General features: G+C 50.6%; 11 protein-coding genes. 6 read left to right on the plus strand and 5 right to left on the minus strand.

Annotation, left to right across the window (positions count from 1 at the left end; translation table 11 throughout):
* The first annotated feature begins 161 nt into the window (after nt 1–161).
* The gene (gene mnmH / locus OCY70_RS15890; protein ID WP_213429935.1) at nt 162–1,214 is read left to right on the plus strand and encodes a tRNA 2-selenouridine(34) synthase MnmH; all 1,053 of its coding nucleotides are present in this window, start codon (nt 162–164) and stop codon (nt 1,212–1,214) included.
* 157 nt (nt 1,215–1,371) lie between these two features.
* Here the strand turns inward: mnmH and OCY70_RS15895 are convergent, their stop codons facing one another.
* The gene (locus OCY70_RS15895; RefSeq protein WP_249725446.1) at nt 1,372–1,479 is read right to left on the minus strand and encodes a winged helix-turn-helix transcriptional regulator; all 108 of its coding nucleotides are present in this window, start codon (nt 1,477–1,479) and stop codon (nt 1,372–1,374) included.
* Between the two features lie 245 nt (nt 1,480–1,724).
* On the opposite strand from OCY70_RS15895, the gene OCY70_RS15900 reads away from it, so the two are divergent.
* Both OCY70_RS15900 and OCY70_RS15905 read left to right on the plus strand, forming a co-directional pair.
* Entirely contained in the window at nt 1,725–1,946 is a 222-nt protein-coding gene (locus OCY70_RS15900) for a hypothetical protein (RefSeq protein WP_249725447.1), read from the plus strand.
* A gap of 534 nt (nt 1,947–2,480) precedes the next feature.
* A protein-coding gene (locus OCY70_RS15905; RefSeq protein ID WP_390905267.1) for an IS5 family transposase occupies nt 2,481–4,027 on the plus strand; the annotation gives its coding sequence in 2 pieces (ribosomal slippage) (nt 2,481–2,772 and nt 2,772–4,027; 1,548 coding nt in all).
* A gap of 316 nt (nt 4,028–4,343) precedes the next feature.
* Here the strand turns inward: OCY70_RS15905 and OCY70_RS15910 are convergent.
* Nucleotides 4,344–4,811, minus strand: a complete 468-nt coding sequence (locus OCY70_RS15910) for a hypothetical protein (protein ID WP_213429936.1) — start codon at nt 4,809–4,811, stop codon at nt 4,344–4,346.
* A gap of 115 nt (nt 4,812–4,926) precedes the next feature.
* Complete coding sequence (locus OCY70_RS15915) at nt 4,927–5,127, minus strand: hypothetical protein (protein WP_261944967.1); 201 nt, start codon at nt 5,125–5,127, stop codon at nt 4,927–4,929.
* A 255-nt stretch (nt 5,128–5,382) separates the two neighbouring features.
* Here OCY70_RS15915 and OCY70_RS15920 point away from each other — a divergent pair, with 255 nt between their 5' ends.
* Nucleotides 5,383–6,711 (plus strand): ISNCY family transposase, encoded by a 1,329-nt coding sequence (locus OCY70_RS15920; RefSeq protein WP_261944557.1) that lies wholly within the window; start codon nt 5,383–5,385, stop codon nt 6,709–6,711.
* Nucleotides 6,712–6,752: 41 nt separating this feature from the next.
* Here OCY70_RS15920 and OCY70_RS15925 read toward each other — a convergent pair whose 3' ends face one another.
* Complete coding sequence (locus tag OCY70_RS15925; RefSeq protein WP_249725520.1) at nt 6,753–7,757, minus strand: NYN domain-containing protein; 1,005 nt, start codon at nt 7,755–7,757, stop codon at nt 6,753–6,755.
* Between the two features lie 373 nt (nt 7,758–8,130).
* On the opposite strand from OCY70_RS15925, the gene leuB reads away from it, so the two are divergent.
* A complete protein-coding gene (gene leuB, locus OCY70_RS15930) occupies nt 8,131–9,213 on the plus strand; it encodes a 3-isopropylmalate dehydrogenase (RefSeq protein ID WP_213430401.1) in 1,083 nt (360 codons plus the stop codon).
* Between the two features lie 1,115 nt (nt 9,214–10,328).
* Here the strand turns inward: leuB and OCY70_RS15935 are convergent.
* Nucleotides 10,329–11,441, minus strand: a complete 1,113-nt coding sequence (locus tag OCY70_RS15935; RefSeq protein ID WP_213430400.1) for a glycosyltransferase family 4 protein — start codon at nt 11,439–11,441, stop codon at nt 10,329–10,331.
* Nucleotides 11,442–11,710: 269 nt separating this feature from the next.
* On the opposite strand from OCY70_RS15935, the gene OCY70_RS15940 reads away from it, so the two are divergent.
* Nucleotides 11,711–12,874, plus strand: a complete 1,164-nt coding sequence (locus OCY70_RS15940) for a glycosyltransferase (RefSeq protein WP_213430399.1) — start codon at nt 11,711–11,713, stop codon at nt 12,872–12,874.
* Nucleotide 12,875 lies beyond the last annotated feature (1 nt).

Here is a 12,875-nt window from a genome sequence, read left to right on the forward strand (position 1 = left end):
GTCCCGGAAGGGGAAAAGGGCACGGCGAACGTCCGGCGGATAGCGGCGCCGCTGCCGTATGAGATCAGGCATGGCTGTCTATGATAAAATAAGGTAGAGTAGATTGAGAGCATCCTTACGTTTACAGGCGAAGTACGAGACAGACAACTAGAGGTGAAATCATGCAAGATATATCATTGGAGCAATGCCTGGCGAAGCGCGCCGCGGGCGCGACGCTGGTTGATGTTCGTTCGCCGGGAGAGTATGCGGAATTCACCATACCGGGGAGCATCAATATTCCGTTGTTCACGGATGAGGAGCGGGCCGAGATCGGCACGATTTATAAGCAGGTGAGCGTAGAAGCCGCCAAAGAGCGCGGCCTGGCCATCGCCTCGGCCAAGCTGCCCGCGCTGTACGCGCAGTTCCGCGAGTTGAAGGGCCCGGTCGTCATTTACTGCTGGCGCGGCGGAATGCGGAGCCGCACGATGGCTACCGTAATGTCGCTGATGGGGCTGAAGACATTCCGGCTTCTCGGGGGCATCCGTTCTTACCGCCGCTGGGTGCAATCGACGCTTGCCGAGTACCGGCTGCAGTCCCCGTGCATCGTGCTGGCGGGCCATACCGGGACAGGCAAGACCCAGCTCCTGCAGCGGCTGCGGGAGGACGGATATCCCGTGCTGGATCTGGAGGGCTTGGCAGGGCACCGCGGATCGATCTTCGGGCATATCGGGCTGGAGCCGAACAATCAGAAGAAATTCGAGGCGCTGCTGCTCGATGAGCTGCTGAAGCTGGAAGCGGAGAACCGGCCTTATCTGCTGATCGAAGGGGAGAGCCGCCGAATCGGCAAGGTCGTGCTGCCGGAATTCCTGGTGGAAGCGAAGCGCTCCGGCACCGTCTTCACCGTGCGCATGCCGGTCCGGGAGCGCGTACGCAATCTGATGGCCGACTACCAGCCGGAGCAGCATGCGGAGAAGGTGAAGGACTCGTTCGAGCGGATTCGCCGCCGCATGCATACGCCTGCTGCGCGCGAGGTGGAGTCCGCGCTGGAAGACGGCCGCTATGACGATGTTGCGGCGCTGCTGCTGGAGTATTACTATGATCCGCGCTATGAGCATGCGGCGCTCCAGTACGACCGGGAGCCCATCGTCATCGACGCGGCGGATGTCAATGAAGCCTATGCGAAGGTGGTGCCGCTGCTGCGCGGATGGAATGTTCCGCAGGCGCGTTCCGTCTAGCGAAGGGAAGCGGGCAGCCCAACTGAGAGGAGAAGGGGGAGCTTGCAGGCGGCTAGCATGCGCCGCTCCCCCGGTCCGTCCCGAAGCATAGCTGCGCCTTGCGGCAGGATGGCTGCTGCAGACCGCATATGTCATATCGTTTCCGCTGAACCGGACATCACTGATTTTTTACTCCCCATATGCACATTTCCTCAATGATCGGCATTAACGTTTTGCCTTTTGGCGTCAAGGAATATTCCACCTTCAAAATTCTTCTGATATGCATACAAGCGCTTCCTTAAAACTTGTATATATATGCCATTTTTCGACAGACAAGCGTCTGCTAATATGTTAAATTTTTAGTATCGTTTAGATTTATCTAAACGCACCATATTAGAGGAGGTTTGAGAAGATGAAGCAAGTCCAGCAATTCCACAGAACAGCACAGAAGGTCGACCAGCGCAATATGAAAGAGCTATAAGCATCCTAGAGAAAAACAACATCGATTTTCAAATTATAGATGGTAAATTGATGTTAAAGCAAGCAACGCCTGAGGCTGTAACAAAGGCAAATATTTTACTTAGCTCGGCATCACAAATCACCTCTTCCACTGAAAGTTCTATTTCAATTTTTGCTTCTTATCCTACTCCATGGGTGCACCATAAAACATACGATATTGTAAGATCAGAAAATTCACAGCAGCAACAAAAACTGCTTTTTCCGCAGCTTTTGCTGTTTTTGCGAAAAAGATAACAACATCTTGGCAAGAACTTCTTGCGGTAGCTGTTGGTGGATTCGGTGGGTATTACTTCATAAATACCGATAAAGAAGACTTATATACTTTTATCAAGTATTACTACCGAGAATTGGGGCCGGGGCGTTTTGATATGAATGGTAATTTCATAGGAGATTATGAAATCAAAAAAGAAATGAGAGTCACAAAAAATTCAAATGGAACTGGCGGTTCTTTTGATACAGACATAAGAAAATCTACTGTTGTAGATCCCTGGTTCTGAGACGAGATGAATTAAATGTTGGTATATTTGATTTTTTTCATAGTCAACTTTGTAGTAGCGTACTTCTATATCTACGATGAATCAGACTACATTAAACCTTTTTTGCAATCTGTTTTTTTGTTAATTATGGTTGTTATTATGGATTTAATTAGGGCTTGCTGAACAATCATTTTTCAAAGGTTTTACAAGGATTTCTGGACTCTAACTCGAAATAAAATGCAAGGAAAATGCGAATTTCTTGCAAAAAATCGTGCACGTGGAGTGAGCCGACATGTATCGTAGAACCGAAAGCCAGCTTCAGTTGTTCGAAGATTTCTACTTGCCGTTTGGCGGTAAATTAAATAAGGAGAACCGTTGGGTTCAACTGGCCGCTATCATCCCGTGGTGGCGGGCAGAAGAATTCTACGCGAAGTCGTTCAAGAAATCAATGCGCGGTCAGATCCCTTTGTCTGTTCGTATGGCTTTGGGAGCGCTGTACATTCAGGAACGTATGCAGCTCGATGATCGAGAGACGGTCCAGCAGATCGCCGAAAATCCGTACTACCAGTACTTCCTTGGGCTGCGGCGTTCCAAGATAAGCCTCCGTTCCATCACTCGCTGTTGACCCATTTCCGCAAGCGATTGGGTGCGGATGTCATTGGACAAATCAACGATTGGATTTTGGAAGAGGACGCAGAGCGAAAGAAGCAGGAACAAAACAAGAGCGATCCTCAAGATCCTCCAGGCAGCGGCCATGGCTCTGATGGAACATCCGTTAATGAAGACGGCAAAAGCAAAGAGAAACCATGCAACAAAGGCACCTTGATGCTCGACGCGACCTGCGCACCGGCCGACATCTCGTATCCGACCGATTTGAAATTATTGAACGAGGCGCGGGAAAAACTCGAAGCGATCATCGATGTTCTGCACGAGCCTTTCGTCGGGAAGGCCAAGAAACCGAGAACGTATCGTCAAACCGCCCGCAAACGCTACCTCGAGATCGCCAAGAAACGGCGAACGGGTGCCAAAGCCATCCGGAAAGCGGTTGGCAAACAGCTTCGTTATGTTTCGCGTAATCTTGGCATCATCGAAATGCTGGCAGCGAAAAGCAGCTTGAATCAACTGGGTTCGCAGCAGTATCGGCAATTGCTCGTCATTTCCGAGCTGTATCGTCAACAGCAAGAGATGTACGACAAACGGACACACTCGGTGGAAGATCGAATCGTCAGTCTTTCCCAACCGCATGTACGGCCGATTGTCCGCGGGAAAGTGAATGCTCCCGTCGAGTTTGGAGCAAAGCTGGCGATCAGTCTGGTGGACGGTTACGCTCGGATGGAGAAGCTGTCCTGGGATAACTTCAACGAAAGCATGACACTGAAAGCTTCCGTGGAGTCGTTCGTCCAGCGATATGGGTGTTATCCGGAAGCCATTCTAGCCGACCAAATCTACCGAAATCGGGAGAACCTTCGCTATTGTAAGGAGCATGGAATCCGTTTGAGTGGTCCAAACTTAGGGCGTCCGAAGAAAGAAGCGGAACCCGATCGGAACCAGGCCAGACAGGATGCTTCAATGCGTAACGCAATCGAAGGAAAATTCGGAGAAGGCAAACGCTCCTACGGACTGGGGCGTATTCGAGCACGCCTTCGAGAGACAAGCGAAACGGTCATTGCCCTGCAACTGCTTGTTATGAATCTCGAACGCAAGCTGCGCGTTCTCTTTTTGCCGATTTTCAGACTGCTGCTGAATCTGTGCCGTCAGCCTCTGTGGCCTAAAAGGCAATATGTTCAGCAAGCCCTAATTAAACACTACATGAAAAAAAGAAAAAACCAATCGAGTTAGGAAGCAATGTTCTCTGGTATCAGATGGCAAGTTGATCACCATCCTTGATGGAGTTCATTGTGAAGTCCGTTGTATTGTTGTGATAAAACTCTTCAGACCTTGGAATTTCCAGTAGGCCGTTCAAAGTTCTTTGTATAACTAAGGGGGAGGGTTTGATATAGAAACATAAGTTCGGGTGTTGCGTATAAAAAAAGCACCAATTAAGGTGCTTTACCAAGGATAAATACTTCCGGAGTCTCCAGAGAAGCCGCCGCCGTCGCTACAAAGATGACCGTGTAAAGAAGGGAATTTGAATATAGTTTTTTAATTAAGTTCTTCATACTTGACCCTCCATTTCTTTTGTGCTTTGGTAATACGCGTTTAACTTTTTAAAAGTTGATTTCGGGGAGACATTGTGCTCTAAAGGTATACGAATCACCGTGTCAAGGCATTCTTTTTCTTTAGCAGTATCGCTGATTTTTGAGTAATATAGAGCCGCATCCACCATAAGTTCTATGCATTGTTCAAACTCGCCCAATGCTAAGTAACATTCTCCCTTAACTTGCAAATAATCAGTGTACCTAGAACAAATTAAAGGATTATTATTAGTAGTAATTGGCTTGATTTTTTTGCACTTGCTTAGTACATCTTTAATGCCCTCATGGTTATTCTGTTTTAAGTATAATTGAAGCAATTGTCTCGATGCAGAGATGGCCGCAAAATCGCTACAACTCTCAAGGAATGCTAAAAGCTGTTCGATGGCTTGCTCGATGTTTCCCTTCATTGCGGCGAATAATGCCTCCATAAGGACTATATGCTCTTTTGTGTGCGGATAATTAAGTGAATAAGTCTAAAAAAGTCGAGCTGGAAACAGACCCTATGCGTTATCCATTATATGTAAAAATCGTTTTCGTTTGTCATTACGTCATAATCAGTCTCGGTTTCATCGACTTTGTTGCCTTTTTCGGACGTCTCCCATTTCGCTTTGGTCGACCTCTAGATGTTCGAGTCGGCTTGCGGTTGAGTGCAGCGATCAAATTTTCCCATGATTTTTCCGCATAGATGCGAATCAACTGGAGGAGGTCCCATGCATGTTCAGGCTGCTCTCTTCGTACAACCATCGCTACCGCTATTTAGAGATCTTGCTTGAGCGGGAGGGGGGAATAAAAAAAGCAAAACGACGAGGCATGCCCCCGCCGTTTCTAACGAATAAATGGTAACGTATGTTTAATTAACGAATAATAAAGTTATGGATAATTATATTATCGCTGGTTATCGGTGTCAACATAAAAGTTATGGAGTTGTTGTTCTTCTGTGATAATGTCACCCTATAACTGTTCTGAGATAATGTCACTATGGGACAGGAGATATTGACATTGACGAAAGCAGAAATGAAGAAGGTACTCGTTGTGGAGAAAATCATAGATGGGCGGATGACCAATAGGGAGGGAGCGGCAGCGCTGGGTTTATCAGAACGCCAAGTCATTCGGCTAAAGAAGAAATACCAATCCGGAAAAGGAGCACAAGAACTTATACACAAGAATCGGGGGAAACAGCCTCATCACGCCCTTCCCAATGAAGTGAAGGAACGAATCGTTGAGCTGTACACAGCCAAGTATTACGGAAGCAATTGCTGCCACTTCGCAGAGCTTCTTGAGGAGCATGAATCGTTGACACTGAGCGCTTCCAGCGTGAGACGTATCCTTCTGGCTAGTGGGCTCAAGCAAGCCAAGCAGCGGCGTCGCAGTAAAGCCCATCCGCCACGGGAACGCAAACCGCAAGCCGGCATGCTGTGGCAGATTGACGCAACTCCTTATGCATGGTTGGAGGATCGGGCTTCATCCTTTACGCTGCATGCTGCGATTGACGATGCAACAGGTACCGTTGTCGGTGCCGTCTTTCGTCCGAACGAATGCCGGGAGGCCTACTCTCTAGTCATGCAGCAAGGGATAGAAAAATACGGGGTTCCCCTTGGGCTTTACAGTGATCGGCATACGATTTTCCGGTCGCCTAACGAAAAGCTGACGCTCGAGCAAGAGCTCGCTGGGGAGACCAAACCGCTCTCCCACTTCGGCAAAGCGATGGCTGACTTGCATATTGAGCACATCAAGGCAATTACACCGCAAGCCAAGGGACGGGTAGAACGCCTCTGGCAAACATTTCAGGATCGCTTGGTGATCGAACTGCGGCTTCTTGGCATCAAGACGCTGGAAGAGGCGAACGCGGCTCTGCCCAGCCTATTGCAGAAGCACAATCACAAATTTGCCATAGAGCCAAAAATGACCGATTCGGCTTACCTGAAGCTTGATCCGTCTATCGATTTAAATCATGTGTTCACGCTTCGCAATTATCGGCAACTCGGGACCGGAAACACCCTCTCGTACAACGGAAAGTGCTATACCCTTGCCCAGCCTGCTTCCCTTCGTCTGGATGCAAAAACGACGGTTGAAGTGCGGGAGACGTTAACAGGGGATGTATTGTTGTGGCACCAAGGCCAGCCCTGGGCACTCAAAGAAACTCAGAAGCCACAGCGCAAGACGTCTGGATCAAAAAAGGCGAGTTCTGCGTCGCCACGCAAACCCGCCCAGAATCATCCGTGGAAAACCACGTATGATAACACTAAAAATAAGCGTACCACAAAAAACAGTTCGTTCCAAGATGCAATGTATTCGCAACATAATAGCTATGCAGAGGTCACCTGGTAAGGCTGACCTCTGATCACACAAGTGACATTTTCATAGCACAGTTAAAGTGACATTTTCACAGACGATTGACACATAAAAGTTATGGAGTCTGTACAACAGTGAGCTAAAGGTGAAATTCTAACTTCGCCGGCCTGAGACAGGATGATTGATTTTTTGGCTTCTCCGTTCGAAAGTCGTTTTGTACCTGTTGTAATCAATTTTTCGATTTCAAGCCGTTCAAGCAGCTCGCTCGCCTGTTTCGGCGGCAAGCCAAAAGATTTTGCAAATTGCTCTTTTAGGTACTTGGCTCCTAAATACCGATCAGTTTCCTTATATTGAACATGCCAAGAATTTATTATGAATAATGCATGATCAATCTTTCCTTCTACTTCATATGTCTTTACATCGACATTCAAGAAAGTCAATAAATCCTCGCTGTAATGGGGATAGGCGGTTATATCGACGTGCTTTGGAGCCGAATCTGAGATGTAATAGAGCTCAACGCGGATACCTTTGTATACTAATCTGCTTATTAGAGGAATCATGTCGCTGTCAGCTGTTACAATAACGTAACATGTAGTATTGGGATCTTTGTATGTTTGTTCGATAGCGTCTATACAAAGTTCAATATCTGAAGAATTTTTTCTTTGATTTATATCTTTTCCATTGGAATAAACATGCCGGATTTGTACCCGCTTTTTCTGAAGACGAGTTAAATCCGTTTTTATCTTCTCAAAATCTGCATATGCCCTAAAGGTTCTTACTTTATCTTTCCCGTATCTATTCCATAGCTGGTCAAATAAATTCTTTTCTGGTTCCAGGTGATTCGGATGATGTGAATGATTTTGAGTCAGACTCCAGTACACGTTATCATAATCCACGAATATAGCTACATTGTCCATCTTGCTTTTCCTGTGCATAGCTTTAAATGTATTTACTGTGGATTTTTCAATGAAATCACCAAGCAAATGAATAGCAGTTGGACCGTCTAATGCTTCTTCTGCTTCGGTTTCAACTCCGGTTCCCTCTCCTTTTGTTTCCCTGCTTGAAGTCTGATCAATGGACATGTTACCTCCTCCTAATTGCCTAAGTTTATAAAAATATTGTTTAATTCGGCATTTTACAATAAAATCCTCTTTTTTATACAAATAAACACTTTTGAAAAATAAAGATATTTGTGTCGCATCGACTCGTGCGCCCTATGAGTCGAACTACAGAATTGCGATCGCTTACTGGAAGCCGCTTGCTCGCCTTACAAGCGACTTTGCCGGACTATCGCCGTCATTTTCGCTCTAAACGTGCCGCCTCAACCTGGCTTGCCGTCATGTGTCCGCGTCTCTATAGGTTTCTCCTATCAAAACAATAGATTTTATATCTTGGTCAATCTCCGGGCTTTATGTTACAACTAAAGAAATGATGATGACACGAGGAGTGACTGGCATGGCGGAAGTGAAGAAAATCGCGGTAATCGCCGGGGACGGCATCGGTCCGGAAGTCGTCCGCGAAGCGGAAAAAGTATTGAAGCGCACGGAGGAGCTGTTCGGCTATGCCTTCGAGACAAGCCATGGTTTGTTCGGGGGGATTGCGATTGACGAGAAGGGAACCCCGCTTCCGGAGGAGACGCTTCAGATGTGCCAAGCGGCGGACGCGGTGCTGCTCGGGGCGGTCGGCGGACCGAAATGGGACAGCAATCCGAAGGAGCTTCGTCCGGAGACCGGGCTGCTCGGCATCCGCAAGGCGCTCGGCCTGTTCTCGAATATTCGTCCGGCGGTTATCTTCGACTGCTTGAAGGACGCTTCCACCCTGAAGCCGGAAGTGCTGGAGGGAACCGACCTCATCGTGGTGCGGGAGCTGACCGGGGGCATCTATTTCGGCGAGAAGCTGCGCCGCGAGGGCGAGCACGGGCAAGAGGCGGTCGATACCTGCGTCTATAATGTGCAGGAAGTGGAGCGCATCGTGCGCCAGGCGTTCGAGATTGCGCAGAAGCGCCGCAAGAAGCTCGCTTCGGTTGACAAGGCGAACGTGCTGGAGACATCCCGCCTCTGGCGCGAGACGGTGAACCGCATCGCTCCGGATTATCCGGATGTGGAGCTGGAGCATGTGCTCGTCGACAACTGCGCCATGCAGTTGCTGCGCCGGCCGTCGAGCTTCGATGTCATCGTGACGGAAAATATGTTCGGCGATATTTTGAGCGATGAAGCCGCCATGCTGACGGGGTCCATCGGCATGCTGTCCTCCGCTTCGCTCGGGGAAGGCAGCTTCGGCCTCTACGAGCCGGTTCACGGCTCCGCGCCTGACATTGCGGGCCAGGGCGCGGCGAATCCGATCGCGACCATTCTGTCGGTAGCGCTGATGTTCCGCCTCACGTTCGGCTATGAGGATGCCGCGCAATCGATTGAGAATGCGGTCAAGGAAGTGCTGGATGCCGGACACCGCACCGGGGATATCGCGACCGACAAATCCAAGGCGATCGGGACGGCCGCGATGGGCGATTTGATCATCGCAGCCATGAAGCGTGCCTGATCGGCATATGACATGAACACTGCATAGGAAGGCCTGCCTTCCGACAGGGGACAATGGAAGCATGCGATGGGGGTGTCTCACAGGCACTGCAAAATGATGGAGATGACGAGGTAACAGAGAATGCGGATGCGGGAAAAACGGCGGCGCGCAAACCGGTGAAAGATGGATGAAGCAGTGAAATGCTGCGTGGATGCATCAATTTCTGCTCTTTAAGCAGCTATTTGATGAAATTCCTGCAAAAGTACATGATGTTCATCGATTTTTGTCTTTTATCGATTGGATAGTCAGAAATTGATGCCGTTTTGCAGGATTCCCTGGAACGGAGTACACGTCATAAAGGAAAAGTGTAGTTTTGAAAGTTTTTCGGCGAGTCGAGCTTTGAGAAGCAGGGGGGCTGTCTCACTGTAGTGAAATACTACTTTTGGGACACCCCCGTTGCATGCTTTTATCGGTCTTCTTGAACGAATCCGAATGAGAATTTTTTTCGCTACAGATTCACCGTATCCTCTTATTGCGCTATGATAGCGGTATTATTTTATCCTTAAGACGGGAGAGGATCCAGGTGGAGCAGGCAAGCTATGCACGGCGGGTTTTCGTACTGGGGCTGGATGGAGCGGTCAATTTTCTTCAGCGGTTGGACCGATCGAAGGTTGCCGGCTTTGCGAAAAAGCGAGGAGTCTTGACGCTCGGCGCGATGCCAAGCTGCCGACGATTAGCGCGGAGTGCTGGGGGGGGCGATGCTGCACGGCGTTACGCCCGACAAGCACGGTTACCACAACGAGCGCGCCGGCGCCGAGAGATTTCCGCTCGACTCGGCGTATCCGTCCTTTTTCCGGCTCGCGCGGGAGGGCACCCGGAGCGGACGATCTTTTGGGCGGCAGCCGGACCATGAGTCAAACCGAACGCCAATCTGGAAGGCTTGACCTTCAAGGATACGGCCGCCGTCGTGGCAGCGGCTCTCGGCTTGCCGATTCCGAGAGCTGGGATGCCCGCGTGCCGGAAGGATTGTTCAGGGGCTAGGCGCGAAATGAAAATATGAAATAGGAGGCATGCACGCTTTGGGAGAGGACAAAGGATGCATGCTTTCTTTATATGGCGCCACCGCTCTATCGCGCTTAACGGGCGAATGATCGGCGCGTCAAGCCCGACAGCGCCTGAAGGAGCTCCTGGGCCGCATTGTCGGGGGAGAAATGCGTCATCGTATGCTGCTTCGCAATCTGACCCTTCATCGCCGCCTCGTCATAGTGGGACAGGACATGGCGCAGAATGCGCTGCAGGTCGCTGCCCGACGGCTCCGCCCATAACTGATCGGCTTGATACCCGTTGTAATAATGCTGCGGCTTGACGGGCGCCAGATGATAGGGAATGACGTAGCTGTTGTATTCATTTAAAAAGTCCATGTGGCCGCCCCATCCGGTCGTAATGACCGGAACGCCTCTCATCGCCGCTTCCAGCACCGGATATCCGACGCCCTCTCCGCGGCTTGCCAGGACGAAAGCATGACAGCTCCGGTATAATGCGTCCATTTCCAGCTCGCTGCGCAGCTCCAGATCAATATAGACCGGAGCGGGATCATGGGGAAGCCGCTGCTCCTGCTTCAGCCGCTCGACTTCATGCAGCACGTCTGCGTTGCCGGCCGTTTTGATGATAAGACAGACTTGATCGGCCGCCGTGAACTCGTTCCAGAATGCCTTCAGCAGCACGTCAATGCCCTTGCGCTCAATCCAGGAGCAGACGCTGAGGAAGCGGAACGGGGGCAACGCGTGAATATAGGGCGGGGCAGCCTGCGGGGAAGGCGGGCGGTACGGCTCCATCAGGCACGGCCGTATGTAAATCAAGGGTACCGTAACACCTGAATTGCGAAATACGCCGATATTATGCGTGCTTGGCAAAAATACGCCGTTCATTTGATTGGCCTGCCGAACCCAAGAGTCCGGTATTTTCGACGTTTCCCAATAGGTGAATCCGAAGGAGGGACGAATTCTTCTCCGCCACAGATCCGGAATGTAGTGATAAATATTGATCCGCTGGCCGGCCGACGGCGGCTTGGCTTGCAGATGCTCCAAGACGTCCCGCTGCTCCCGCGGAAGCTCGATCGGAGGAAGAGCGGAATGGCTGACGAGCTTCACGTCGGCGCCGCGAGCGTGGAGAGCCATGACATATTGTCTTGTCGCCTTCGCATAGCCGGTGGAATCGAATGCATTGCCGTGCCACACAATTTGAGCCATCGAACGATACCTCCCTTACTTTTCCAGACGCAGTCATCATGTTGAAATCAGGTCCGCCTTATGCGTTGACTTTATCGAAATGGGTCATGCTTGCTTTGTGATGAAGCCCCTCGCCGGAGATAGCTGCGGCAGGAGTTCTATTATTGTATACACGCGGCATGGAGGAAGACGCTGTCCATACATTTTCGGGCACTGCCCCGCATATTCATTAAGGATGTTGAGAATGGAATTCAGTTCATGGGTCATACGCAGCGAGGAGGACCGGCGATATGAAGATTGTGATATGGTGCGCTAATCTGATTTCCGTAGGCGGGGGGGCCCGGCTGCTGTCGAATTTGCTGCCTGCCATGGCCAGGCAAGCAGGCATCGAGCGGGTCAGGCTCGTTATCTCCGCCGAGACGCGATTTCGCGAGCGATTGAACGGCATCAGCTATCCGAATATGGAAATCGCCTATTTCAGCGGAAGCATTCAGTCCGCCGAAGGGCAGGCCCTTCTTCAGGATACGCATGTCGTTTATTTTTTTTGGCCGCATGGGCCCGAATATGTCCCGATTGGGATGCCGACGATCTGCACCTTCCACGATACGACGGTGCTGGATTACGTGCCTCCGTTTCTTAGCGGCTCCGTCGTGACGCATGTCTGGAGGACCGCCAAGGAATGGTTGGACAACATGACATCGATCGTCGTCTCCTCCCATCATGTCAAGGGCAGGCTGATTCAGCATTTCGGCCCTGCGTGCGAAGCCGCCACCGTGATCGAGCATGCGATAGTGCCTGCCCCGACCTTGGCGGCAGGCGAATTGAGCCCGGGGGTAGCTGCGCGTGTCCCGCAGCAATATATTTTGTACCCAAGCAATATTTCTCTGCACAAAAACCATTACAATCTGCTCTTGGCTTACTCCCGGTTTCGCGAAAAGTATCCGATTCCCCTCATTTTGTTCGGGCATAATACAGAGCTGCTGCGAAGCGTGCCGCCGCTATGGCCGGATCAGATGTACATTCCGACGCTGGTGTCGCTCATCCACCGGAAGAGTCTGAGGCTGGACGAACATATTTATCCGCTCGGCTTCGTCCCCGATAACGATGTCATTCCGCTCGTTCGCCAGGCCCAGGCCCTGATTATGCCGAGCCTCTCGGAAGGCGGCGGGAGCTATCCCGTCGAAGAAGCATTGAAGCTGGGCGTGCCGGTGCTGTGCTCCGACATCCCTGTCATGCGCGAGCATCTGTCCAGGCACAGCGCCGAGGTCGTCTGGTTCGACCCGGAATCGCCGGACGCCATCGCAAGGGCGCTTGAACAGCTTTTTGGCAATTACGCGCATTACAAAGCTTCCGCGATGGCCGGTATTCATGATCCTACCGAGACATGGGACGATATCGCCCTCAAATATATTCTTGTCTTCCATCGCGCTTACCAGAAATATCACCGTTTGTAAG

Origin of the sequence: Paenibacillus melissococcoides, from assembly GCA_944800085.1 — a bacterium.
Classification (GTDB): domain Bacteria; phylum Bacillota; class Bacilli; order Paenibacillales; family Paenibacillaceae; genus Paenibacillus_B; species Paenibacillus_B melissococcoides.

What these genes read in the sequence shown, in the direction of transcription:
- leuB (WP_213430401.1), top strand. Translation starts at nt 8,131, where the DNA reads ATGGCGGAAGTGAAGAAAATCGCGGTAATCGCCGGGGACGGCATCGGT.
- OCY70_RS15895 (WP_249725446.1), bottom strand. Translation starts at nt 1,479, where the DNA reads ATGCATATCAGAAGAATTTTGAAGGTGGAATATTCCTTGACGCCAAAA.
- OCY70_RS15940 (WP_213430399.1), top strand. Translation starts at nt 11,711, where the DNA reads ATGAAGATTGTGATATGGTGCGCTAATCTGATTTCCGTAGGCGGGGGG.
- OCY70_RS15925 (WP_249725520.1), bottom strand. Translation starts at nt 7,757, where the DNA reads ATGTCCATTGATCAGACTTCAAGCAGGGAAACAAAAGGAGAGGGAACC.
- OCY70_RS15935 (WP_213430400.1), bottom strand. Translation starts at nt 11,441, where the DNA reads ATGGCTCAAATTGTGTGGCACGGCAATGCATTCGATTCCACCGGCTAT.
- mnmH (WP_213429935.1), top strand. Translation starts at nt 162, where the DNA reads ATGCAAGATATATCATTGGAGCAATGCCTGGCGAAGCGCGCCGCGGGC.
- OCY70_RS15910 (WP_213429936.1), bottom strand. Translation starts at nt 4,811, where the DNA reads ATGGAGGCATTATTCGCCGCAATGAAGGGAAACATCGAGCAAGCCATC.
- OCY70_RS15915 (WP_261944967.1), bottom strand. Translation starts at nt 5,127, where the DNA reads ATGGTTGTACGAAGAGAGCAGCCTGAACATGCATGGGACCTCCTCCAG.
- OCY70_RS15900 (WP_249725447.1), top strand. Translation starts at nt 1,725, where the DNA reads ATGTTAAAGCAAGCAACGCCTGAGGCTGTAACAAAGGCAAATATTTTA.